Below are 21,794 nucleotides of genomic sequence, written 5' to 3' on the forward strand. Positions count from 1 at the left end.
ATCAAAGAGACACGCGCTAGACGCTGGTCCCCGCGTTGTAGGGCCTGTCCCGCTCGGGTGATGTCGTCCTGGCCGGCCTTCAGCGGTTGCCGGCCAGGCTGTAGAGCGGTTGATCAGCCTGCTTCTGCGTGTTCGGCACGGGCTCGGGTGCTGGCCAGGCGGTAGGAGTCGGTTCCGGTCTCGATGATGGTGCCGTTGAAGGTGAGCCGGTCGACGATGGCGGCGCAGAGACGGGGGTCGGTGAACGTCTCCGTCCAGCCTCCGAACGACTCGTTTGAGGCGATGGCGACGCTATTCTTCTCCTCCCGCTCGGTCAAAACCTGGAAAGCTGCTCGGCGCCGTGCCGGTCCAGTTCCATGTATCCGGGCTCGTCGATGCACAAAGGGTCGACGCGACCGTAGCGGACAACGGTCTTGTTTCAGCTGCTTCGTCGGCGGCTTCGACCAGCTCGTTCACCAGCTTGGTAGCGGGCGTATAGCGGACGCGGTAGCCCTTCATGGCGGCCTCGGTCCCCAAAGCGATAAGCATGTGGGACTTGCCGATGCCGGAGTCGCCGATCAGGCAGAGCGGCTGGCTCTTCTTGAGCCACTTGCAGCTGGCCAGGGTGTCGACGGTGGCCGCGTCGATGTTGGGGTTGGCGTCGAAGCCAAAGGTCCGCAGCGATTTCTCCCTCGGGAACCCGGCTGCCTTGATCCGCCGTTCCGAGCGTCGGCGGGCCCGGTCGTCGCACTCCGCCATCAGCAGCTCGGCGAGGAAGCCGCGGTAGGTCATCTGGCTTGGCGGCCCCGTCGGCGATGTCGGCGAACTCGTTGCGAATTGACGGCAGCCGTAGCAAACGGCAGGCGGTCTCGATGGCGGTGGTGGCGGCTTGCTCGGTCAGTCCTCGCTGGCGGGGCAGGGACACTGCGCTTCCCCCTCTCGGTGGTCACCGCCGCTGGCGCGACGTCGGAGCAACTGGTCGTAGGGCGTCACGAAGGCAGTGGCCTGGTGTCCGGCGGCAGGTGGTTCAGCTTCCATTCGTGCAGGAACGTCACGTCGCCGACGGCTGCCCGGTGGCCAGCGCAGACGAGGTTGCTGGAGCGGATTCGTCTTCGGTCTGGGCGGCTTTGCGGGCCTCCAAGGCGACCGCGTCCGCGGTCAGGGCCCCCGGCCCGCAACGCTGTCGCCAGGCCGTCCACCAGGTGCTCGTGCAGGATGTGCCGGGCCATCAGGAGCACCTCGATCAAGGCTCGGGTGCTTTCGGTGTCGCCGTGTGCCTTGACCGCTGCGGCCCACCAGGCGTCATGGATAGGGGTGAACTTGCCGGCGGAGCGGGCCTGCTCAAGCGCGGTCGCGCCGGAAAAGGCGCCTGGCTTGCGGATCAGGGCTTCGAGGTAGTGGTCCAGTTCCAGGCGGCAACTGCCCTTGGCGATCAGCCGCTCGTGGCGGGCCACTTCCACATTCTTCTCGTGAAACCACCAGGTGAGAGGCATGCAGCATCACCCTGACCCGCTTGCCGATCAACCTCACCGGCACGGAGTAGCGGTTGGTGCGGACCGCGATCTGGCTGTATCGGTCGACGCGAGGCGTGAACACCCGTCCGGTCTCGAACGGCTCCTCGGGCAGCGGCATCAACAGCGGCTGCTCGACCTCGAAGTACTCGTCGATCGTTCGCGGCCGGGACCCGATCCGGCGCTGGCCGTCGTGCTGGTCCCACTGTTCGACCAGTTCGTTCAGCTCCGACAACGAGGCGACCTCGGGAACCGAGGTGAAGTGGTTGCGACGGAAATAACCGATCTGCCCCTTGACCCCGCCCTTCTCGTGAGTGCCGTCGATGCCGGGCCGACAATAGAAGCTCTCGATCCCGATCTTCCGTGAGTTCAGAGATTCTGAAGTGTCGGCCGGGCGAACCCACGGAAGCTTGGGCGCTATTGCCGCATGGAGAGACCGAGTTCGGCCTGGTGTCGGCGTACAGGTGAATGTGCTCAGTCTGGTACACGTGAATGCGCTCGCATCTCGGGGCGGGGACGGGCCGGTACAGCTCGCCCTCAGGTCGCCCAGGGCAGCCGTACCGCCTCGACACCGGTGTCGATCAGCAGCGCCTCGATGAGGGCCGGAGGCCCGGCGACCTTGGTGGCCCACAGGTCATAGTCGGTGCACAGGACCCATGAGCGGTCTTCGGCCCAGAGGTTGGCGGGGCTGAAGTCGGCCAGGCCGGCCTCGGGCATGTCGTAGAGGACCTCGGCGTCGCCGAGGCGCCCCGCCCGCACATGGAGGTTGTCGAAGTCGACGGCCCCGACCGTCAGCGGGTTGTAGTAGGCCAGGCAGCGGGTGTTCGGGCCCGCGGGGCTCTGCTCGGTGAGGATGTCGATCAGCCGGGTCCAGGTCTCACGGTCCAGGCTCCCCTCGGTGGGAGGGACGATGCCTAGCGGCCAGCTGCCGTTCTTCGTGGCCGAGGGAAAGCAACGGAAGGAGGGCAGCAGCCCGTCGGGGACGATGGGGTCGCCGGTCCGCCGGGCGAGCTCCGCCCAGCGCAGACGCCGCCAGCCGGGGCCGGGGTGCTCTGCGCGGCCCAGGTCGCCTCCCATGGCGACGCTCACGGCGTCGAGATCGATGCCCGCGACGATGTCGCGCGGGGTGCTCCCGTCCGCCAGACGTGTCTGGCGGTACTCGTGGTGCGATACGTCGCCCGGCTCGTGCCCATGCTCGTACATGGCGTTGAGCACCCAGGCCGCATCTGGCATCGCCGACGGCATGAACCCGGTCAAACCGTCGCCGCACAGCTCAAGCAGCCAGTCCGTCGCACCAGATAAGGCGAGCGGCCATAGGGCTGACAACAGATTCGATTCCTCGGGCACAGGTTCATGATCTCAGTTGCGGCCACGGGCCACGCGAGGGACCGGCATCATGCAGCCGCCCCGCGACTGGGCACGTTCCGGTGTACCTGGCTGGGCATCGGGACGTGTACCTCGACACCTGGAAGCAGTCCGGACTGGCTGGTCGGCTCAGCGTCGTGGGGAAAACGGCATGGCGTCGGCCCATTCCCAGAACGCTCGGCCCCCCGTCACCTCGTGTTCCATGATCGCGAACAGTTGAGAGGCATCCGTATTGGGCGGGATGTCGACGGCGACGTGACGGTCACCGCTCCACTCACTCAGCAGTCCCGCCATACCGATCTCCTTCTTGATGCGATCGACTGCCCCGTTCAGTTGTGCCGGGGGCAGGCCCGGGACGAAGAGCAACCGCAGAACACGATGGGAGGAGAGAGCGACCAGCTCAGCGACTTCGTCAGCGTCCGACAGGACGACCTGGTGGCTGCCCAGGGCTTGCATCAGGTCTGTTCCGCGACGGACTGTGCGACTGCGGTGGTGTAGCGGAGGCTGGCCTTGGCACTGAGGGCGAAGACGTGGGCGAGGGGGAGCGGGTCGGCTCCGGTGGCGGCGGCTTCTTCGAGGATTCGGTCCTGTCGGAGCCGGTCCAGGCTGACGGGGAGCCGATTGACCAGGCGGTCGAGCCAGAAGGTGCGGACCGCTGTCGTGGTGGTGGCCGTGTTGCGGTTGACCAGGAGGTGAGGGTTGGTGCTGTTGGGCCAGCGTCGGCGCCGGTGGGCCAGGTAGTTGGTGATCGCCTCGGCGGTGTAGTCGTCCAGCGGGCGATTGCTGTCGGCCGGATCCAGGCGGCGGCCGGGCAGGTCGACCTGGTCCAGTTGGAGCGCGCGGATGCGGCGGGCGGGCAATGCGTGGACGCCCGCGAGGGCGACGACCACCCGCAGGGCGGGATCCTGTTCAGCTGCGGTGGCGACGGCGTCGACTTCCTGGCTGGTGAGCGGAATCGGTACCGAGACGTGGTTCCCGCTTGTCCTCACCCCTCGCATCGGGTTGGCGAAGACGAGCCGTTCCTTCTTCAGCACGCCGAACAGGCTCCGCAGGGCACTGGCCTCGTGCACTCGGTTGGGGCGGTCGGAGAGCCAGCTCGTGATGTCGTCGCGGGTGACCTGACGCAGGGTGGTGTAGGCCGCCGTCCGCTCGCGCGGGAACGGCTGGACCAGCCTGAGCTGGGTGATGATCATGGACCGGGCGCGGGGGCGCCGACGTCGGCTGCCGTTGCGCAAAATCGCGACCCAGGCGTCGTCCTCCGCCCGGATCCCGGCTGCGAGGAATTCCAGGCGTGTGTCGCACCAGGTCTGCACGGTGTCGGGTCGGTCGTCCAGCAGCTCGTCCAGATCCTCGAAGGCCTCCAGGACGTGGTTGGAGGGAATCGCGTTGTGGGTGCGCTGGGCGATCTCACTGCCTCGCCCTGCACGGTGAAGACCTTGCCGATGCTGGCCGGCTGCCGGGCCCCGATGACACTCGTGAGGCCGGGCTGCTGGCCGAGCAAGCCAAGTCCGTATCCGGGACAAGTCCGGCTCGGCCGCCATCGGGTCAGCAGCCACCTTCCGTCGCGTCTGCTAATACATCTCGTCGACCTGAAGCGGGCTGGATCGGCCGTCCCAAGACGTCTGCGACTGCGTCGCCTGCTCAGGGTGTGGCGTGCGCTGGTGCAACTGGCAGCGGGTTCACAGGGACACGGGCCAGCGTACGGCGAGTTGCGGAGTGCTCTGCATGTTGGATTCAGCGTGCTGTTGGACGATGGTTGATGGCTACCGTACGTCGACGTGGTCGCCTGGTGCGTTGACTGCCGCGGTGGTGGTGTTGCCGGCGTAGCTGTAGCGCCAGTATCCGTCGCGGCCGGCGGTGATGGTGGTCTTCAGGTATCCGGTGGAGCTGGCAGGGCTCGCCCCGTCGTCCACCAGCCGGGCCACCGGGGCGTTGGCCGGCGGTTCGGAGAGCAGCCGCACCACGGTGACGTCACCCCGCCCCTCGCCGCCGACCGGGGTCCAGACCACCACGCGCGCCGCGATCCGGTGGCCGGGCCGGGCGAGGGGAAAGTCGACGTACAACCGGCCCTCGGGCAATCCCGGCTCCTCGGGCGGGACCCCGAGCACGCCCGCGACCACATGTGTACAGGTCAGGATGTCCCGCAGCCCGCTGAGGAACCCGGCTCCCATCGGACGTCCGGAACCGTCAGGACACGGGCGACGGCGGCGTCCCCCGGCGCTGCGCTGTCGAATTCCATCGTTCCTTCTCGCATTCCGTCCGAGAGAAACGCGAGGGGCTCGCTCCGCCTCCCCCTCCCCGAGGATCACCTGCCTCGTATCAGTTCGAGGAGAGCGCTTTCGGCCACACCGTGTTCGACAGGCCATCTGAGGGCTCATGAGCTCGGGGCCGCCTTCATCGCTGCCAGAGAAAGGCAGCCTCGCCACAGGGACGGCAGTGAAAGACGTAGCCGAGGCCGCCGCCGCCGAAGTTGGCGGACGTCTCGAAGTCCGCTCCCTCTTCGAGTTCGGCCGTGAATGCCATGGGGCCGGAGCAGGAGGGGCAGCCGGGGGTTTCGTCACCTTGGATCCAGTGCGGTTCGCCACCCAGCCGTCCCAGCACCGGCTCCGTGGTGGGGGTGTCGGCCGGGTGGGGGCGCAGGGCGGTCACCGCACCGAGCAGCGTCTCGCCCTCGGTGGGGACGGTGGCCGGCGACAGCGGACCTCTGAACACGAAGGCGCGGTTGGCCCCGGAAGTGGCGTCCCAGTCGTCGCACATGCCCGGGTCATTCTGGCAGAGGAAGACCGCGATCACGTCTGCCTCGAGGGGCAGATGAGCGAAGAACAGCAGAGGGCCGCCACATTCGCGGCACTTCGGCCAGACAAATCCCTCCGGGACGAGCGGCACGCCCCCCGTGCGCAATCCGGGAGCGTCATCTACGGCTTTCCCGCCGTGTACCAGCAGCATGGCCAAAGCCTAGGCGCGACCTGTCTCACCCAACCGAGGGGGACCGTGCACTGCCGGGTAAGATCCGCCGGGCAGGGCCTCGAGGGCCGCTTCGGCAGGGGTGCCCAGCCAGCCCGGAGGCGGCGCTGTGTTCCGCGTGGTGACTCGGTTGCGACGGGCTTGGCCAGACCCCTCGAGAGCGGCAGGACGCCCCCCCAGCCCAACAGACGCATCCCGGCGGCACCGTCCGTACGGACCTGCAACCCGGCGATGCAGGTCTCAGACCACCCGCAACCTCCGTCACACGCTATGCCTCATCATCGGCGCCACCCGGACTGAACCGGCCCGGGACACTCCGGGCGAGGCCTGAAACAGCGGCGGCTGGTGCCGGATCGTAGGCTGCGGGCCATGACCCAGACCCAGACTCCGACGCCCCGCGATGCCTTCGAGCTGCTCATGGCCGGTAACCAGCGCTTCGTCGAGGGCTCCCCTGAGCACCCCCACCAGGACGCCACCCGCCGCGCCCAGATCGCACCCGCCCAGAAGCCCTTCGCCGTGCTGTTCGGGTGCTCCGACTCCCGGCTGGCCGCCGAGATCATCTTCGACCAGGGCCTGGGAGACCTGTTCGTGGTGCGCACCGCGGGGCACGTCGCCGGTGCGGAAGCACTGGGCAGCATCGAATACGGCGTGAGCGTGCTGGACTGCCCGCTTGTGGTGGTGCTGGGCCATGACTCGTGCGGGGCCATCGCGGCTGCCAGCGCCGCCGCCGACGGCGGCCACGTGCCCGCAGGCTTCGTCCGGGACGTCGTCGAGCGGGTGACCCCCAGCGTGCTCGCGGCCCGTGCCGCCGGACACCACCAGCCCGAGGACATCCTCGCCGAGCACATCGAGCGCACCGTCGACCTGCTGCTGGAACGCTCCCGCGTCCTGGCCGATCGAGTGGCCGCCGGCCGGACGGCCGTGGTGGGCCTGTCCTACCGCCTGGCCGACGGCAGCGCACAGCGCGTCGTGACCCGCGGCCTCGATGCCGCAGTCCCCGCTGCCTCCTGACCACCACGGTCCGGGGCACAACCTGTGGTGCCCCGGCCTGACCGGTGGGCGCACATCCCGATCTTGGGCGCCCCGCCACAGCCGCCGGGCAGGAGAAGCAGCAGGGACTCGGGCTGGTGCTCTGCGCGAGAATCGCCGCTGGCCAGGATCTTCTCGCTGGAGCGATCCGGACGTCGCCGCATCCGACAGATTGAGCGGCAAGGGGGCGGGCCCCACGTTTGGGGACGCTGACCCGGGCGCCCACCGGGACTGGGGATGCGCTCGCCGCCGAAGGTAGAAGGCCGGATCGGTCACCTTCAACACCCAGGCACAGGTCCCCGTCTAACGACGAATGCCCCTCACCGAGCCGGTGACGGGCCTGTGACGCTCGAACCGGCGGTCCAAGCCGGTCGTGGCTCGCGGATGGGCATGAGTGAGGCGGCTGCCGGACCGGGCAGCCGCCTCACTCTGTGCTCTCTCCTGCCCGCTCAGCCGCGGGTGATGTTCTGCGCCTGCGGGCCCTGGCCCTGGCCGATGTCGAAGGTGACGTGCTCACCTTCCTTGAGCTCTCGGTACCCGTTGCCGTTGATCTCGGAGTAGTGGGCGAAGACGTCCGGGCCCCCACCGTCCTGCTCGATGAAGCCGAAGCCCTTCTCGGCGTTGAACCCCGGCCGGCACCATCGCCGGCCGGGGCCGTCGCGCGTTCTGCTCACCATCGCGCGCATGGCGGGTTGAGGCTCTGGCGGCAGTTCCATGAGGCTCAGCGTCGGATCGGGTGTGTCGGCCCGCGTTCGGTAGAGTTCCAGGGCGCTGGCTGTCCGGTCGGTGCCTTCCTGGGGGGATGAGCGAGACGAGGGACATGCCGGAGCAAGCGAGCCCGCCTGCGATAGCACCGAGCGAGCCTCTAGACGCGGTCGAGGCGGCACGGTTGGCGGCGGTGCGCCGTTACGACATTCTCGACACTCCGCCGGACGGAGCATACGACCGAGTCGCAGCTCTGGCCGCGCGACTGTTCGAGGTGCCGGTGGCGACGGTGACGATCGTGGACGAGGACCGGATCTGGTTCAAGGCCACGCACGGGCTGGAAGGCGTCACCGAGATCGGCCGTGACCCGGGCCTGTGCGCCTCGGCGGTGCTGACCGATGACACCACCGTCATCCCCGACACCCTGCTTGACCCGGTGGCCTGCTCCAATCCGCTGGTCGCCGGCCCGATGGGGGTGCGGTTCTACGCCGCCGCTCCGATCATCACCGCCGACGGGCACCGGCTGGGCACGGTCAACGTCCTCGACACCCGCCCCCGCGAGATCAGCGAGGCGGATTCTGCCACGCTGGCGGACCTGGCCGCAGTGGTGCGCGACCAGCTGGAGCTGCGGCTGTCGGCGTTGCACGTGGTGCGCGCCGAGCAGGAGCGCCGCAAGGTCGAGCAGGAGAAGCGCCAGGCGGAGGAAGAGGCCCGGCAGCGTGCGGAGCGGGACAAGGCGGCCATCGCCGCGTTCGCCTCCACCCTGCAGCGCACCCTGGTGCCTCCCATGTTGCCCGCGGTACCCGGGCTGGAGCTGGCCTGCCATTACAAGACCGCTTCCCCGCAGGAAGTGGGCGGCGACTTCTACGACGTCTTCCCCGTGGGAGGGGGCCGGTGGGCGTTCTTCCTGGGCGATGTGTGCGGCAAGGGCGCCGAAGCCGCCTCGGTCACCTCACTGACCCGCTACACGCTGCGGGCCGCGGCCCTCGTCGACGCGGACCCCACGGCGGCACTGAAGGCCCTGAACACGGCGCTGCTGCTGGACGCGGCGGTCGGTACCCGCTTTTGCACGGCCATCTTCGGCCTGCTCGATCCGGACCGGGACGGCGGTTTCACGGTCACGCTGGCCACCGGCGGTCACCCGCCCGCCTACCACCTCAGCCCCGCCGAGGACGGCGATGTGCGGGTCGAGGCGGTCCGCGCCAAGGGCGGCATGCTGGTCGGCGCGTTCGCCGAGGCCACCTTCGCCTCACGCACCCTGCACCTGGCACCCGGCGAGGGACTGCTGCTCTACACCGACGGGCTGACCGAGGCCCGCACCGCCGATGGTGAGATGCTCGCCGACACGGGCCTGATGGCCTTCCTGGCTCAGCGACCCACGCCGGTCAGTGCCGGCACCCTGATCGACGACACCGTCGCGCTCCTGGACAACCTCCCCGACACCGAACGCGACGACGTAGCCCTGCTGGCCCTCTCCGTCCCCACCGCGGATGCCGCTCCCGCAGGCATCACCACCACCGCCCACAGCGCCGCCGCCCCGACCGCCGGCGCCTCCGTCGGGCAGGAGAACCGACGCCCATGACCGACGCATTCCGCATCGACGTCCCGCACACCGACGGCGCCCTGGCCGTGATCGCGCTGTCCGGCGAATTCGACATCAGCGCCGCCCCCGCCGTCCGGGCCCGCGCCCTGGAACTCATCGCGGACGGTCACCCCGACCTGGTCGCCGACCTGTCGGGCGTCACGTTCTGCGACTCCTCAGGACTGGGAGCCCTCGTCGGCATCTGGCGCTGTGCGAAGGACGCCGACGGCTCCCTGACCCTGTCGGCCATCCCCGACCGGCTGGGCCGTCTGCTCAGCGTCACCGGGATGGACGCCTTCCTGCCCGCCTACCCCACCGCCGACGCCGCACTTGCCGCTCGCCAAGGCAACGGCACCACCGCCTGACCCTCCAGGGGCGGCGTCCGGCGCAGCAGACCCCGCCGCCAGCGCCGGGCGGACATGGCGAAGCGCGCGCCGCGACTGATGTACGGGTCGCGGCGCGCGCTGTTCCGGCGCTGCGATGCGTCGCAATGCCGCCGGAGCCATAGCGGCGGGAGCGTGCGCCATACCCCGCCGAGCCCGTGCCGGGCCTCGGTAGCGGCGAAGTCGCGCTGCTGGACCGGCAGATGCTGAGAGCGCGCAACGTACGGGGTGGGGCGGCGGTAGTACACCGCGGCCACCTCCCCGAGTTCGACCTCGCGGCTGGCCCTGCGCAGCCGGCCGCCCGAGATGGGCGCCCCGGCACCGATGCGGACGCCGAAGGACAGTTGCGGCCCGATGTCGGCCGGGTCGACGCGGACGACCGGCACCTCACGCTCGTTGAGCGCACCGATCACCCGGTCCGCGGTGACGTCCTCCAGGGCGGTGACGACCAGGACGAGGCCAGCCATCACACGCCTCAGTCCGACTCGTAGTCGGTGGTGTTGTCGTCCTGCGTCTGCGGCTGCGGGCTCTGCCCGTCACCGCCCCCCGACACCGACGCCGTGCCCGCGGTCTTAAGCCGACGTCGTCTCTGGTGGGCGACTGACGGGGCCTGGGCGGCAAGGACGGTCTGAGGACCACGTGCTGGAGACCGTGTACTGGGACGCAGGCACCGCCCGGCTGCTGCCTCGACTGCTCAAAGGCCGTATCCGGGGACCGGTGTTCGTCACCCACCGCCGCCCCGGCCCGGGGAAGGTCGTCAGCCCGCGCGACCTGTGCCGGGGCACCGGCCTGGCCCGCCTCTCCTACGGCCAGGCCCGCGCGCTGCTGGACGAGCACATCGCCGTACGCGGGCCGGGCACCGGCTGGGACCTGCACGAGTACCGCCATTCCGCCCTGACCCACCTCGGTGAGCAGGGTGCCTCCCTGCTGATGCTGATGGCGAAGTCCCGGCACAAGAAGCCGGAGAACGTCCGCCGCTACTTCAAGCCGTCCCCTGAGGCGATCTCGCAGCTGACGAGCTTGCTCGCGCCTGGCGATGCGCGCCGCTGAGCCCTGCTGGTGTGACCCAGATGCACCAGAAACCCGCCACGGGATGATCTCGGAGCGTTGAGTATCCCTCGCATCCGTTCGGCCCGGTGTCGTTGGTGGTGACGTCGGGTTTCGTCTTGGGGCGGAGTGGTTGTGACCTTGATCGAGAGGACTGATGGGGTGTGTGGCATTGCTCATGAGTGACGACTCGTGAACAAAGTCAGGGAGTGAGTGGGCAGCTTGGTCAGGTGTTGCTGTCCGCTGGGGCGATGCGGGCGAGTGCGCCGATCTCCAGTGCGGTCCACAGGGCTCCGTCGGGGCCGGGGGTGATGCCGTGTGGTTCGGAGTGAGGGGTGGGCAGGTCGTGGACGGTGAGGGACCCGTCAGGGGTGAGGGTGCCGACGCGGTTGCCACCCCATTCGGTGAACCATGCGGTGCCGTCGCCGTCGACGGTGATGGCGTGCGGTCGGGCGGTGCGGTCGGGCAACGGGAACTCGGTGATCTGCCCGTCGGGGGTGATCCGTCCGATCTGCCCGGCGGCGATTTCCACGAACCACAGCGCTCCGTCGCGGCCTGCGGCGATCCCGACTGGCGCTGCCGCCTCCGTCGGCAGGGGATGGAGGGTGACCGCACCGTCCATGTCGATCCGCCCGATGGCATTGGCCTGGTTGAGGGTGAACCACATACCGCCGTCGTCACTGGCGGTGATCGCTGAGGGAAACGCGCCGGTTACGGGCAGCGGGAACTCGGTGATGTGGCCGGTGGCGGTGATACGGCCGATGCGGTCGGCGGCGGTCTCGGTGAACCACAGCGCACCGTCGGGTCCCGCCGCGATGCCGAACGGCCCGCAGCCGGGGGTGGGAATGCCGAATTCGTCGATGACACCGTCGGTGGTGATCCGCCCGATCCGGTCCGCCCGATGCTGGGAGAACCACAGGGCGCCGTCCGGGCCGGGGGTGATGACGGTCGGCCCGCTGTCGGGGTCGAGCCGGTGGCTCGTCGGCTCCTCGCCGGGGACGAGCCGCCCGATCCGGCCGCTGTGGACGAGGGTGAACCACAGCGCGCCGTCCGGTCCCGTGGTGAGGGCGTAGGGTCCGGCCGTCCTGTCGGCCACCGTGTGCTCTTCGATGGATACCTGGGGCGAATGACTCAAAGGGGCTTCCCCAATCCGTGCTCGGTGGCGATGCGTTCGATGTCGGCCGGGGTTCCGGCCATGATGGTGCGGGCGTGTTCGGTGACGAGGTCGGCGGGCCAGTCCCACCACGCGGCGCGCTGCAGCCGCTCGATGCCGGCGTCGTCGAACCGTTGCCGGATCGGCCTGGCCGGGTTGCCGCCGACGATCGTGTAGGGCGGCACGTCGGCGGTGACCATGGCGCCGGCCGCGATGATGGCGCCGTCGCCGATCCGTACGCCGGGCATGACGGTTGCCCGGTAGCCGAACCAGACGTCGTTGCCGACGACCGTGTCGCCGCGGCTGGGCATGGCGGTGACGATGTCCAGGGTCTGCTCGGCCCATCGGCCGCCGAACATGGTGAACGGGTATGTGGACACCCCCATCGACGGATGCTCGGCACCGGCCATCAGGAATGTGGTCCCCGAGGCGATCGCGCAGTACTTGCCAATGATGAGACGCTCCGGCCCATAGGCGTAGAGGACGTTGCGGTGCTCGAAGTCCGTGGCACCGTCCGGGTCGTCGTAGTAGGTGTATTCGCCCACGGCGATATTCGGTGAGGTGACCAGCGGGTTGAGGAACACCACGCGTTCGTGGGCGGGCAGCGGGTGAACGGTGGTCGGGTCAGGTGACAACGTTGGGGTCCTTTGCAGAGGTTGCGCGATATGTCGCACGCGGTCGGGGGCCAGGCGTTGCCGGGGCATGGCTCGGATGCGGCCTGACGCGGCGGGACTTCAGGCCTTCTCGGGCGCAGACGGAGTGACTCGCTCGACGAACTGGACGATCGCACCCATTGGGGTCGGTGACCCGGAAGAGGCGCTCGCACGGCAGTTGAACCCCGCCACGGAGTGCAGGCCAGGGTGTGCCCTGGCCTGCCACTGCCTCAGGATGCCGCCGGCTGCTCCAGTTGGCTGCCATAGGGCCGTGTGATGATCTCCATGCCGTGCCCGGCCGGATCCATGAAGTACAGGCCGCGCCCACCGTGGTGGTGGTTGATCTCTCCAGGCTGCTTCAGATGCGGATCGGCGTAGTACGTGATCCCGGCCTGCTGGATTCGTGCGAAGGCCGCGTCGAACTCCTCGTCGGAGACGAGGAACGCGTAGTGCTGCGTGACGATCGACTCCGCCGGGACGGCGGCGAAGTCCAGTGTGACCCTGTTGCCGGTGGCCACGGGAACGAACGGTCCCCACTCTGTCCCGACCTCAAGCCCCAGGATGCGCGCCAGGAACTCGGCCGACTCCCGGTTGTCCCGGGCGTGGATGATGGTGTGATTCAACTCGACTGACATGTGTGGAATGCCTCCGCAAGGCAATCTCACGGGCACCTCCATGCCTCACCCAGACGGTGACCGACACGCGATGCCGTGCCCGTGATCTTAGACAGCAACGCTCACGCTGTCGAGGCGTCATCCGAGGAAGTCCGCATCGCCTCAATGCTGGTGTCGATCGCCGCCCAGTGGGCCCGCGTCACCCATCAGGCCCTTGTACGGCAGGCCGAGTCGCAGTACCGGCGCGACCGCCCGCTGCCTTTGGGCCGCTCCATGCCGCACTGACCGCACCGCCGGACGCATGTCTCCAGGGTCCTCCCATCCGTCGGTGCGGGCCAGGGACCCTGGGTCATTCCTCGTCGGTGGCGCCCGGATCGCGAAGCGGACGCAGGCCGCCCGGCAGGTCGGGAAGCTGGAAGGAGTACCGGCCGAGCATGTTGATGTGGTGCCGCACGAACGGGGAGAGGCGGGCGACGTCCTCATCGAGGACGTCGAAGCCGTCCGCCCGCAGCTGGTTGACCGCAGCGTCCATGTACCACGTGTTGAACAGCACGAGTGCGTTGAGGACCAGGCCGAGGACGCCGATCTGGTCTTCCATGCCGTCCTGGTAGCGCTGGTAGAGCTGCCCGGACCGGCCATGGAAGATCTTCCGGGTAAGGGCATGGCGACCCTCCTGGAGGTTCGCCTGGCTCTTGATCTGCCGCCGGTAGCCGGGCTCGTCGGCCAGGCGCAGGATGTGCAGGGTCTTGGCGATCCGTCCGTAGTGGGCGATCGCATGCCGAGAGGGGTGGGGCGGCCGTCGCGGGACAGCATCCGGATCACGTCGTAGGCCGCGCACAGCGCCGGTGTGGATGGAGCCGGTGATCCGCAGGATGTCCTCCCAGTGCCGTTCGATCCTGGCGAGATCGATCCGGCCGCGGGCCGCGTCCTGGAAAGCGCCGTAGTCGGCCATGCGGTCGATGCGCCACATCTTCTGATCCGGCAGGTCAGCGAGCTGCGGCGCGTACGCGAACCCCGCCAAGGTGAGCAGCCCGAAGACAATGTCGCTGTAGCTCGCGGTGTCCGTGACGATCATCTCCGGGCGCTTGCCGCCGTTGCGGTCGTAGAGGACGTCCAGCACGTACAGCGAGTCGCGCGGGGTGCCGGCCACCACCTTCCCGCCCAGCCCCGCCGCCTGGTCGTTGATCATGTTCAGCCAGGATGCCCCGCCCCGGCGCCCGAAGTACTTCGGGTTCGGCCGCGCGTACACCGACGGCACGGGGACGCCGAACCGCATGCCGTCCACGGAGGCGACCAGGCCGCCGCCCCACGCCTGCGCGAGCGGGATGGCTGCCTGGTAGTCGATCAGCGTGGCGTTGGCGGCCCGGTACGTCGACAGCCGCAGATACGTCTGGTCGACATGGGACAGGCGCCCGTACCTCAGCACGTCCGCGGCCCCGATGACCGGGGTGTAGCCGACGTTGCAGCTGTGCGCGACCAAGAGCGCGGCGATCGTCACGTGCAGGTCCTTCAGCCGGGCCTCGCCGCCGGTGACCGAGGTGAACGCCTGGTCGGCGCCGGTCCAGGAGAACACTTCAAGCAGTGCCTCCGGCAGGCTGAGCCGAGGCAGCATCGCCTCCACTGCCTCGCGCAGCTGGCGCAGGGAGGCAGGTTCGGGATCCGGCTCCAGGGCGGCGAAGTGCAGGCGAGCCATGGCGCAGCACGATCAAAGTGTCGCCGAGCGGTGCCAGTGCCACGCTGAGCATGAACCAGGCTTCGGCACCGCGCCCGCGAATATGAGGAGTGCCAGGCCCACGATGCCGAAGGTGCCATCACGAAGTCCCTTAACGGTGAGGTACGCCCCCTCGCCGCCTCGTGCGGCCGGCACGCCGTAACCCGCGGCGGCAGCTCGGGGCTGCAGCAGGAACCGGGCGCCGATGAACAGCACGAAGAGGTCGAGGACGGCCGCCAAGGTGTAGGCGATGACGGTCACGTCAGGGCTCCATCATCGCCGCGGTGATCCTGTGCATGTGTCGGTCTTCGGCGGGGGACGAGCACCAGCACGCTCAGTCCGAACGTCAGCACACCCAGGGGCACGTGCAGGGACGGAACGTGGGCGATGCCAAGCAAGACCTGAGCCGAGGCGAGGGCGAGGAAGCCCGAAGCGTGCCAGACGGGCCGCAGCGAGCCGCCGCCCGGCTTCCACGCCAGCACCGCCGCGAGCACGTACAGCATGGTCGCGCCGTACATCACACGGGCTCCCACGCTGTGCAGCGTCTCTCCGTAAGCGGAGGTCAGCATTAGACCGGCGGACACGGCTTGCAGAAATATGGTCAGCGTCTGCAGAGCGCCCGCGGTCCTGAGGAATGAAGAGTGACGACATCCGTTCACCGTCGGTGACACCTGAGTGGCCATCTCACGATCTCCATTTCTGCCCCTGGGGCAGTAGACGTGTGCTGATCTTGGTCCTCGGCCGCATGGCGGATCGCCCTGTACGAGGCAGGCGGAAGGTGGCCGACGAGAGGACAGCCGGCGCGTAGTCGGCCCGCGGCGGCGAGGTGGGAGCGGCTCCCCCCTCGCGCCACCTCGCCCAGCCTGTCGTGGCCGCGCAGCGGCACCGGTCAGGTCGCTCGTGCCTGCTGGGTGGAATGAAGTACCGCGGTCAGGAAGCTACGCACCGTCTCCAGTTCGCCCGTGTCGAAGCCTTCCGCGACCGCCACCACCTCGGCGATCACCGGCCCGAAGAAGGACCAGCCGAGCTCCGTAGCCTTCTCCTCCACCTCCAGCAGCACGCGTCGCCGATCGACGGTGTCCTTGGTGCGCCGGACCAGTTCGAGCCGCTCCAGCCGGTCGACCAGGGCGGTGGTACCGGCCGAGTTGAGGCGCATCTGACGACCGAGCCATCCCGGCGTGGCAGGGATGTCCTGCCGCGCCGCGTCCAGCAGGTGGATCAACGCGCGTACGTCGGTGGGGTGCAGACCGTGACGTGCGGCGAACTCGGCGCCGAGCAGGTCGAACTCCACGGTCACCGCACGCAGCACGTGGACCAGCTCCATCACCGGACTCTGGTCGTTCATTCACCCTCCCTGGGACCCATGCGTAATATCTCGCTCACCGAGATTATCGCTCGACGAGAGGAAAGCCCAGTGTCCCGGACCGCTTTCGACCTCGCCTACGACGAACTCCGCGGCCACTGGCCGCACTCCACCGAGGAACGCGACATCGTCACCCCCTACGGGCGCACCCGGGTCCATGTGTACGGCCCGGCCGACGGCACCCCGCTGGTGCTGCTGCACGGCGGCTCCGCCACCGGTCTGGTCTGGTTCGCCAACGCACCGGCTCTGGGCCGGCGTCACCGCATCCATGCCGTGGATCTCCTGGGCGACGCCGGCCGCACCGACCGGAGCGGCGGCACACCTCTGAAGACCGCCGACGACCTGACCGCGTGGCTGGACTCCCTGCTGGATGGGCTGGGCCTCACCCGTACGCACATGTGCGGCCACTCGTACGGCGCCTGGCTGGCCGTCAGATACGCACTCCACGCACCCCAGCGCGTCAACCGCCTCGCCCTCCTCGACCCCACCCAGGTCTTCGCCGGCTTCCGGCCCGGCTACCTGCTGCGCGCACTGCCCCTCCTCCTCCGCCCCAGTCAGGCCCGCGCTGCCGCTTTCCTGGCATGGGAGACGGCGGGGACCCACCCGGACAAGTCCTGGCAGCGCCTGTACGCTCTGGCCGCCACCGTTCCCGGCCGCAAGCTGATCACAGGCTCCCGCCCCCGGGTGGCCGACCTCCGGATGCCCGTCCTGGTCCTGCTCGCGGAACACAGCCGCGCCCACCACGCCGGGAAGGTCGCCGACCGAGCCTGCCGGAAGCTCACGCAGGGCAAGGTGGTGGTACTGCCCGGAGCCACCCACCACTCGCTGCCCCTTACCGCGCCGCAGCAGCTGAACGAACACCTGACGGCGTTCCTGGGCTGAGGCGGATCCACTCGGACTGGTGTCATCCATCAGTCATCTGCTGGATGGTCTTGAGTGTCTGACCTGCTCCGTTCTCGGCCGCCAGATGTTTCGCCGCTCTTGCGGCGGCTCGGTTGTGTGCCCGCTGCTTCACTACGCGGTCAAGCGAGTCGGCAAGCCGTTCGGTGGTGAGGGACCGGAAGGGTAGCGGGTCGGTGGCGGCGCCGAGGGCGGCAAGGCTCTTTATCGATGCCGCTGCCCGGCCGGACTCCGCCCGCTGGGCCAAGGCACTCTGGCGCGGTGGGGCCCCATCCAGCTCCAGGGCCGCAACCGGCGGCTCTCCGGCTTCTACGCCATCTCCGCCGCCTTCCTTGCGGCCGCCGCCACCTCCAGCGTCATCCGGCACGAGCCGTGGATGTGGACCGCCCTGTACGCGACGCTGGCCGTGCTCACCGCACTCGGCGCCCTCGCCTGGAACACCACGCTCAGCCGCCAGCCGCTCAGGACGGCGACGGCAGCAGCGGCGACACCGCATGCTCGACGAGGCGTTCCTCGCCCCGGAGCAGACCGCGCCCTGCCGGCTCACGGGTGGGGAGTGGTACAGCGCCTACGACAACCTCTTCATCAGCAGCCCTGGCGGTCTGGACGTCGACCACCTGGTCCCGCTCGCGCAGGCCTATGACTCCGGCGCCTCGCAGTGGACGCCCGAGGCGCGCGAGGCCTACGCCAACGACCTCGGTGACGAGCGTTGTGCCCCGCGTGCCACCCCCGCTCGCGGGTGCGCGGCAGGACCAGCGCCTCGCTGGAGCTACTCATCTCTGGCGCAGCGTGCCGACGACCGGATCCTCATCGCCGAGGTATGCGCGCGCGGACCTGGAGCACTGCCTGAGGGTTGCCCCTGCGCCGCCGGGTGCCCGCAGGGCCGCCCGGCCGCTGGGATATGTTCACGTCCGGGCCCGGCGGGGCGCGGGCTCCGGGGTCCCGGGGCCCGCGCCCCGCGTCCCGTGGGTTCGTAATGCCCTACTTGTCATGCACTCACCATGGGGTGCCGTACGTACTGGAGGTCGGTGTGCATCCGCACCGCAGATCCTGGCTCTTCGGGCTGGTCGTTGCCCTCACCGCCGTTCTCGCCTCGTCCATCCCGGCCGCGGCGGTCACCGTCACGCCCGGGGCGGTCTTCAACGACCCCGCGGGCACGGCCGCCGACCAGAACAGGATCCGCGACCACCTCGTCTCGCTCATCGGCGACGCCCCGGCGGGCAGCTCGGTGCGCATGTCGATGTACACCTTCACCGACGGCCCCGTCCGGGACGCGCTGATCGCGGCCAAGAACCGGGGCGTCTCCGTGCAGGTGATCCTCGACCACTTCTCCTCCGAAACCGTGACCGTGGGCGGGGAGCTGGAGACCCTGCGCACCGCACTGGGCACCGACCGGACCCAGCCCTCGTGGCTGCTGGACTGCGGCAGGAACCGCGGCTGCATCGGCACCCGCCCGCTGACCAAGTCCGACGGCTCGCCGGACTACCCGATCAACCACAACAAGTTCGTCCTCTTCTCCCACACCGGAGGGGCGGACAACGTGGTGGTGCAGACCTCGTTCAACCTGACGACCCACCAGCGCGAACGCCTGCACAACAACGCGGTGACCCTCGTCGACAAGGGCCTCTACGACATCTACCGGGCCTACTTCGACGACCAGGTCGCCCACGCGGCCGGCGCCGGCCTGAGCCACTACTACAAGACGCCGATCAGCACCACGAACCCGGCGTACAAGGCGTACTTCTTCCCGCGCAAGGAGACGTCCGGCACCACCTACCAGACCGACGCCTCCACCGACACGGTCAAGCTGATCCTCGACAAGGTGAACTGCGCGGCGGGCTCCGAGGTGCGCATCGCGGCCAACCTCTTCTACCGGACGCACATCGCCGACAAGATGGTCTCCATGGTGGACGCGGGCTGTTCGGTGATCCTCGCCCACGACAGTGACCCCAACGGCGGCGGCGACGGTGTGAACTCCATGGGCAGGACCGTCGAGGGCATCCTCTCCGGGCAGCTCACCCAGCGCGTGGAGTGCTGGGAGACCCCACCCGCCGGGCGCACCGGCAACATCGGTCTGCACTCCAAGTACCTGCTGGTCAACGGCACGTACGAGGGTGTCGCCGGCAAGAAGATCGTCTGGACCGGCAGCCACAACTACTCGTACCAGGCGCTGCGGTCGAACGACGAGACGCTGCTGAAGATCGACAACGCCGCCGTCTTCGACCAGTACAAGGCCAACCACGTGCAGCTCATGAGCTACTGCGCGGGCAGCTGACCCGCACCGTCGCCGGCCCGTACGGACGGCGGCGGCAACGGCCGGAGGGCCGGGCTCCCATGGGGAACCCGGCCTCCGGCGCGTGCGGGCGCGGACTACTCGGCCTGGAGCTGGATCTCCGTACGCAGTACCAAGGCGCTGGCCGAATCCGTCCGAGCCGCGGGCGAACAGTCCTGGTCGGGTCCGTGTCAGGACGGAGGGCTGGGCGATCTCAGAGGACCACGCACGTGAGGGGGAACGCACCCCTGCGCCGCTCACCCTTGTCGGGTAACCCGTAGCGCGCGGGGCCGAGGGCACCGTACGGGTACTGATGGAGCACGGAGAGCCACCGCCGGTGCCCAGTGCGGCCCGCCGTGGCCGCGTCACTAGCTGTCTTGATCACGAGCGTTGTTGACGGTCACGGGGCTTGATCATGGCGAAGACCTCCGGTGTGGTGGAGCTGTCTAGGACTGCACCGCACGGAGGTCTTCGTGTCCCACCGTAATGCCCGGCTGACCGTTCGCGGCAGGCGGCTGCTGGTCGAGCGTGTCCGTTCGGGCCGCCCCGTCGCGCATGTCGCTGCCGAGATGGGCATCTCCCGAGCCACGGCCCACAAGTGGCTGCGCCGCTGGCGAGCAGAGGGCGAGGCCGGCCTGCACGGCCGTTTGAGCCGGCCCCACAGGACGCCGCACCGCAGGGCAGCAGCGGTGGAGGACTGCATCTGCCGGCTGCGGCAGGAGCGCAAGCTGGGCCCGGCCCGCATCGGGCCGATCCTGGGCCTGCCCACCTCGACCGTGCACCGGGTCCTGGTCCGGCACGGCCTGAACCGCCTGGCCTTCCTGGACCGGCCCACCGGACAGGTCATCCGCCGCTACGAACGCAGCCGGCCCGGCGAACTGATCCACGTGGACGTCAAGAAATTGGGCCGCATCCCAGAGGGCAGGGGCTGGGGTGTCCACGGCCGTGCCGCCTGCCCCGACCGTCGCCGCACCACCGGCTATGACTACATCCACTCCGCCGTCGACGACCACAGCCGCCTGGCCTACAGTGAAGTCCACCCGGATGAGAAGGCCGCCACCTGCGCGGCCTTCCTGACGCGGGCCGCAGCCTTCTTCGCCACCTGCGGCATCGACCGCATCGAACGGTCCTGACGGACAACGCCTGGCCCTACCGCAAGAGCTTCGCCTGGCGGCAGGCACTGGCCGACCTCGGCGCGGCCGGCAAGCTCACCCGCATTTACCGGCCGCAGACCAACGGCAAGGTCGAGCGCTTCAATCGCACACTACTCGACGAATGGGCCTACCTGCGGCCCTACACCAGCAATGACGAACGCACCGCCGCCCTGGCAGACCTCCTGCACACCTACAACCACCACCGCTGCCACACCGCACTCGGCGGCCACCCACCGATCAGCCGCGTCAACAACGCTCCAGGTCAATACAGCGTCGTGGAGTTCGATACGTTGTTCCCAGCGGACCGCGAGGCGTTTGAACGGGTGGAGCAGGGCGAAGGTCTGCTCGGCGACTAGTAGTACTTCGTTAGGTTCTGGCCTGTCTGTGGCGGTCTCGTCGGGTGGGTAGCGGTCGTCCGCAGGTGGTGCAGGTGCCGGTCCAGCACCTCAGCAGGTCCTGGAGGAGATCGAGGACCTGGTAGAGGGTCAGGCCGGTATGCGGACTTTTGGGTCGAGCCGCCGCAGGGTGAGGAATGCCTGGGCGGCGGTGACGAGGGTGACGTGGTGGTGCCAGCCGCGCCAGGTGCGGCCCTCGAAGTGGTCAAGGCCCAGGCCGTGCTTGAGCTCGCGGTAGTCGTGCTCGATCCGCCAGCGCATCTTCGCCCACCGCACCAGGTCAGCGACCGGTGTGGTGGCGGGCAGGTTCGATATCCAGTAGCCGGTCGGAGCGTCCTGGCCGTCCGGCCATTCGACCAGCAGAGTCTGGGTGGGCAAGACTCCGTCCCACCGGTTGCGGCCGCCGCCCGCCTCCTGGGCGGCGGACACAGGCTGCTTGCCCGCCGGCCGGACCGTCAGCACCGCGAACCGTGAGGTCATCGCACCCTTGCTGCCGCTGCGCCAGGTCACCTCGGTGAACCGGCCGGCACCGGCCTCGGCTGCGAGGACCGAGATGGCTCGCGGTGGGGTGCGGTAGCGGGGCAGCGTCGGCGGACCGAGCCCGCCATAAGCAGGCTGGTGCGGCCGGGCATTCTCCGGATGGGCCACCTCCTTCCCGGTCAACGCCAGGACATAGGAGAGCCCTCGCTCCTCGAGACCGAGCCGGAACGGGGTACTGACGCCGTAACCGGCATCAGCGATCACGACCGGCGCTTTCACCTGCCACTCGCAGAGCGTGTCGAGCAGGCCGAGCGCCAGCCGCCACTTCTCCTGGTGGACGACGTCGTCGGGGACTCCTGCCCTGCGGCAGCGGTCCGGCTCGTGCGTCCACTCGCGCGGCAGATACAACTGCCAGTCCAGCGGGCAGGACGCGATGTCGGTGGCGGCATGCACGCTGACCGCGACCTGGCAGTTCGCCCGTTTGCCGACCGCGCCGCAGTACTGGCGGGCCACCCCGACCGACGCGGAGCCGCA

Annotated in this window: 23 protein-coding genes and 5 pseudogenes; 9 read left to right on the forward strand and 19 right to left on the reverse strand. The window is 69.3% G+C overall.

Annotated features, from left to right (window positions below; all coding sequences use genetic code 11):
* Nucleotides 1–113: 113 nt before the first annotated feature.
* The 3 genes and pseudogenes from istB to CCN42_RS46175 all read right to left on the reverse strand — a co-directional run bounded on the left by istB (nt 114) and on the right by CCN42_RS46175 (nt 1,575).
* Nucleotides 114–904, reverse strand: a pseudogene (gene istB, locus CCN42_RS41480) (IS21-like element helper ATPase IstB).
* A 64-nt stretch (nt 905–968) separates the two neighbouring features.
* The gene (locus tag CCN42_RS43795) at nt 969–1,433 is read right to left on the reverse strand and encodes a hypothetical protein (RefSeq protein WP_422641179.1); all 465 of its coding nucleotides are present in this window, start codon (nt 1,431–1,433) and stop codon (nt 969–971) included.
* A complete protein-coding gene (locus tag CCN42_RS46175; protein ID WP_422641180.1) occupies nt 1,321–1,575 on the reverse strand; it encodes a Mu transposase domain-containing protein in 255 nt (84 codons plus the stop codon). The genes CCN42_RS43795 and CCN42_RS46175 overlap by 113 nt, the downstream gene beginning before the upstream one ends.
* Between CCN42_RS46175 and CCN42_RS43800 the strand changes: the two genes are divergently transcribed.
* Complete coding sequence (locus CCN42_RS43800; RefSeq protein WP_211294770.1) at nt 1,471–1,857, forward strand: hypothetical protein; 387 nt, start codon at nt 1,471–1,473, stop codon at nt 1,855–1,857. The genes CCN42_RS46175 and CCN42_RS43800 overlap by 105 nt on opposite strands.
* A gap of 170 nt (nt 1,858–2,027) precedes the next feature.
* On the opposite strand, the gene CCN42_RS21970 is transcribed toward CCN42_RS43800, so the two are convergent.
* From CCN42_RS21970 to CCN42_RS21990, 5 genes are all read right to left on the reverse strand, one after another.
* A complete protein-coding gene (locus CCN42_RS21970) occupies nt 2,028–2,723 on the reverse strand; it encodes a hypothetical protein (RefSeq protein WP_245877408.1) in 696 nt (231 codons plus the stop codon).
* A gap of 261 nt (nt 2,724–2,984) precedes the next feature.
* Nucleotides 2,985–3,311, reverse strand: coding sequence for a DUF4265 domain-containing protein (locus CCN42_RS21975; protein ID WP_086738085.1), 327 nt, complete (start codon nt 3,309–3,311; stop codon nt 2,985–2,987).
* Entirely contained in the window at nt 3,311–4,048 is a 738-nt protein-coding gene (locus CCN42_RS21980) for a site-specific integrase (protein WP_143661982.1), read from the reverse strand. The genes CCN42_RS21975 and CCN42_RS21980 overlap by 1 nt, the downstream gene beginning before the upstream one ends.
* Nucleotides 4,049–4,618: 570 nt before the next feature.
* A complete protein-coding gene (locus CCN42_RS46180) occupies nt 4,619–5,026 on the reverse strand; it encodes a trypsin-like peptidase domain-containing protein (protein WP_211294771.1) in 408 nt (135 codons plus the stop codon).
* Between the two features lie 223 nt (nt 5,027–5,249).
* Entirely contained in the window at nt 5,250–5,801 is a 552-nt protein-coding gene (locus CCN42_RS21990) for a YwqG family protein (protein WP_086738091.1), read from the reverse strand.
* Between the two features lie 387 nt (nt 5,802–6,188).
* Between CCN42_RS21990 and CCN42_RS21995 the strand changes: the two genes are divergently transcribed.
* A complete protein-coding gene (locus CCN42_RS21995) occupies nt 6,189–6,830 on the forward strand; it encodes a carbonic anhydrase (protein WP_086738093.1) in 642 nt (213 codons plus the stop codon).
* Between the two features lie 467 nt (nt 6,831–7,297).
* On the opposite strand, the gene CCN42_RS22000 is transcribed toward CCN42_RS21995, so the two are convergent.
* Complete coding sequence (locus CCN42_RS22000) at nt 7,298–7,525, reverse strand: cold shock domain-containing protein (protein ID WP_086738115.1); 228 nt, start codon at nt 7,523–7,525, stop codon at nt 7,298–7,300.
* A gap of 221 nt (nt 7,526–7,746) precedes the next feature.
* Between CCN42_RS22000 and CCN42_RS22005 the strand changes: the two genes are divergently transcribed.
* Together CCN42_RS22005 and CCN42_RS22010 are read left to right on the forward strand one after the other, a co-directional pair.
* Nucleotides 7,747–9,135, forward strand: coding sequence for a PP2C family protein-serine/threonine phosphatase (locus CCN42_RS22005; protein ID WP_245877409.1), 1,389 nt, complete (start codon nt 7,747–7,749; stop codon nt 9,133–9,135).
* Nucleotides 9,132–9,500 carry an STAS domain-containing protein gene (locus CCN42_RS22010; protein WP_086738096.1) on the forward strand — a complete coding sequence of 123 codons (369 nt, stop codon included), beginning with the start codon at nt 9,132–9,134 and terminating at the stop codon, nt 9,498–9,500. The genes CCN42_RS22005 and CCN42_RS22010 overlap by 4 nt, the downstream gene beginning before the upstream one ends.
* Here CCN42_RS22010 and CCN42_RS44655 read toward each other — a convergent pair.
* Nucleotides 9,443–9,985: an MvdC/MvdD family ATP grasp protein gene (locus CCN42_RS44655; protein WP_245877410.1), complete on the reverse strand. Its 543-nt coding sequence runs from the start codon at nt 9,983–9,985 to the stop codon at nt 9,443–9,445. The genes CCN42_RS22010 and CCN42_RS44655 overlap by 58 nt on opposite strands.
* 8 nt (nt 9,986–9,993) lie before the next feature.
* Nucleotides 9,994–10,092, reverse strand: a pseudogene (locus CCN42_RS46185) (putative ATP-grasp-modified RiPP); the annotation flags it as partial.
* A gap of 56 nt (nt 10,093–10,148) precedes the next feature.
* Here CCN42_RS46185 and CCN42_RS22025 point away from each other — a divergent pair.
* Nucleotides 10,149–10,568: pseudogene (locus CCN42_RS22025) on the forward strand (site-specific integrase); the annotation flags it as partial.
* A 223-nt stretch (nt 10,569–10,791) separates the two neighbouring features.
* Here CCN42_RS22025 and CCN42_RS22030 read toward each other — a convergent pair.
* The 3 genes from CCN42_RS22030 to CCN42_RS22040 all read right to left on the reverse strand — a co-directional run bounded on the left by CCN42_RS22030 (nt 10,792) and on the right by CCN42_RS22040 (nt 13,006).
* Nucleotides 10,792–11,700, reverse strand: coding sequence for a Vgb family protein (locus CCN42_RS22030; RefSeq protein ID WP_086738098.1), 909 nt, complete (start codon nt 11,698–11,700; stop codon nt 10,792–10,794).
* On the reverse strand, nt 11,697–12,353 hold the full coding sequence (locus tag CCN42_RS22035) for a CatB-related O-acetyltransferase (protein ID WP_086738100.1): 657 nt from the start codon (nt 12,351–12,353) through the stop codon (nt 11,697–11,699). Before CCN42_RS22035 ends, CCN42_RS22030 begins: the two co-directional genes overlap by 4 nt.
* A gap of 248 nt (nt 12,354–12,601) precedes the next feature.
* Nucleotides 12,602–13,006 carry a VOC family protein gene (locus CCN42_RS22040; protein WP_086738102.1) on the reverse strand — a complete coding sequence of 135 codons (405 nt, stop codon included), beginning with the start codon at nt 13,004–13,006 and terminating at the stop codon, nt 12,602–12,604.
* An 81-nt stretch (nt 13,007–13,087) separates the two neighbouring features.
* Between CCN42_RS22040 and CCN42_RS22045 the strand changes: the two genes are divergently transcribed.
* Entirely contained in the window at nt 13,088–13,270 is a 183-nt protein-coding gene (locus CCN42_RS22045) for a hypothetical protein (RefSeq protein ID WP_143661983.1), read from the forward strand.
* 64 nt (nt 13,271–13,334) lie between these two features.
* On the opposite strand, the gene CCN42_RS22050 is transcribed toward CCN42_RS22045, so the two are convergent.
* The 4 genes and pseudogenes from CCN42_RS22050 to CCN42_RS22065 form a co-directional block, all read right to left on the reverse strand.
* Nucleotides 13,335–14,669 carry a transposase gene (locus CCN42_RS22050; protein WP_245877413.1) on the reverse strand — a complete coding sequence of 445 codons (1,335 nt, stop codon included), beginning with the start codon at nt 14,667–14,669 and terminating at the stop codon, nt 13,335–13,337.
* Nucleotides 14,670–14,673: 4 nt separating this feature from the next.
* Nucleotides 14,674–14,957, reverse strand: a pseudogene (locus tag CCN42_RS22055) (DUF4267 domain-containing protein); the annotation flags it as partial.
* Entirely contained in the window at nt 14,954–15,379 is a 426-nt protein-coding gene (locus CCN42_RS22060; RefSeq protein ID WP_086738107.1) for a hypothetical protein, read from the reverse strand. The gene CCN42_RS22060 and the pseudogene CCN42_RS22055, both read right to left, overlap by 4 nt.
* Nucleotides 15,380–15,585: 206 nt before the next feature.
* A complete protein-coding gene (locus tag CCN42_RS22065; protein ID WP_086738109.1) occupies nt 15,586–16,041 on the reverse strand; it encodes a MarR family winged helix-turn-helix transcriptional regulator in 456 nt (151 codons plus the stop codon).
* Nucleotides 16,042–16,110: 69 nt separating this feature from the next.
* Between CCN42_RS22065 and CCN42_RS22070 the strand changes: the two genes are divergently transcribed.
* The 3 genes and pseudogenes from CCN42_RS22070 to CCN42_RS22090 form a co-directional block, all read left to right on the forward strand.
* Nucleotides 16,111–16,941 (forward strand): alpha/beta fold hydrolase, encoded by an 831-nt coding sequence (locus CCN42_RS22070; RefSeq protein ID WP_086738111.1) that lies wholly within the window; start codon nt 16,111–16,113, stop codon nt 16,939–16,941.
* Between the two features lie 1,024 nt (nt 16,942–17,965).
* A complete protein-coding gene (locus CCN42_RS22080) occupies nt 17,966–19,234 on the forward strand; it encodes a phospholipase D-like domain-containing protein (protein ID WP_245877412.1) in 1,269 nt (422 codons plus the stop codon).
* 470 nt (nt 19,235–19,704) lie between these two features.
* Nucleotides 19,705–20,657 (forward strand): annotated as a pseudogene (locus tag CCN42_RS22090) (IS481 family transposase); the annotation flags it as partial.
* 213 nt (nt 20,658–20,870) lie between these two features.
* Here the strand turns inward: CCN42_RS22090 and CCN42_RS22095 are convergent.
* Nucleotides 20,871–21,794: IS701 family transposase (locus CCN42_RS22095; protein WP_086738117.1), on the reverse strand; the 924-nt coding region annotated here is incomplete at its 5' end.

Origin of the sequence: Streptomyces glaucescens (assembly GCF_002154375.1) — a bacterium.
GTDB classification, from domain to species: domain Bacteria; phylum Actinomycetota; class Actinomycetes; order Streptomycetales; family Streptomycetaceae; genus Streptomyces; species Streptomyces glaucescens.

What these genes read in the sequence shown, in the direction of transcription:
- CCN42_RS43800 (WP_211294770.1), top strand. Translation starts at nt 1,471, where the DNA reads ATGCAGCATCACCCTGACCCGCTTGCCGATCAACCTCACCGGCACGGA.
- CCN42_RS21970 (WP_245877408.1), bottom strand. Translation starts at nt 2,723, where the DNA reads ATGCCAGATGCGGCCTGGGTGCTCAACGCCATGTACGAGCATGGGCAC.
- CCN42_RS21975 (WP_086738085.1), bottom strand. Translation starts at nt 3,311, where the DNA reads ATGCAAGCCCTGGGCAGCCACCAGGTCGTCCTGTCGGACGCTGACGAA.
- CCN42_RS21980 (WP_143661982.1), bottom strand. Translation starts at nt 4,048, where the DNA reads ATGATCATCACCCAGCTCAGGCTGGTCCAGCCGTTCCCGCGCGAGCGG.
- CCN42_RS46180 (WP_211294771.1), bottom strand. Translation starts at nt 5,026, where the DNA reads ATGGGAGCCGGGTTCCTCAGCGGGCTGCGGGACATCCTGACCTGTACA.
- CCN42_RS21990 (WP_086738091.1), bottom strand. Translation starts at nt 5,801, where the DNA reads ATGCTGCTGGTACACGGCGGGAAAGCCGTAGATGACGCTCCCGGATTG.
- CCN42_RS21995 (WP_086738093.1), top strand. Translation starts at nt 6,189, where the DNA reads ATGACCCAGACCCAGACTCCGACGCCCCGCGATGCCTTCGAGCTGCTC.
- CCN42_RS22000 (WP_086738115.1), bottom strand. Translation starts at nt 7,525, where the DNA reads ATGGTGAGCAGAACGCGCGACGGCCCCGGCCGGCGATGGTGCCGGCCG.
- CCN42_RS22010 (WP_086738096.1), top strand. Translation starts at nt 9,132, where the DNA reads ATGACCGACGCATTCCGCATCGACGTCCCGCACACCGACGGCGCCCTG.
- CCN42_RS44655 (WP_245877410.1), bottom strand. Translation starts at nt 9,985, where the DNA reads ATGGCTGGCCTCGTCCTGGTCGTCACCGCCCTGGAGGACGTCACCGCG.
- CCN42_RS22040 (WP_086738102.1), bottom strand. Translation starts at nt 13,006, where the DNA reads ATGTCAGTCGAGTTGAATCACACCATCATCCACGCCCGGGACAACCGG.
- CCN42_RS22060 (WP_086738107.1), bottom strand. Translation starts at nt 15,379, where the DNA reads ATGGCCACTCAGGTGTCACCGACGGTGAACGGATGTCGTCACTCTTCA.
- CCN42_RS22065 (WP_086738109.1), bottom strand. Translation starts at nt 16,041, where the DNA reads ATGAACGACCAGAGTCCGGTGATGGAGCTGGTCCACGTGCTGCGTGCG.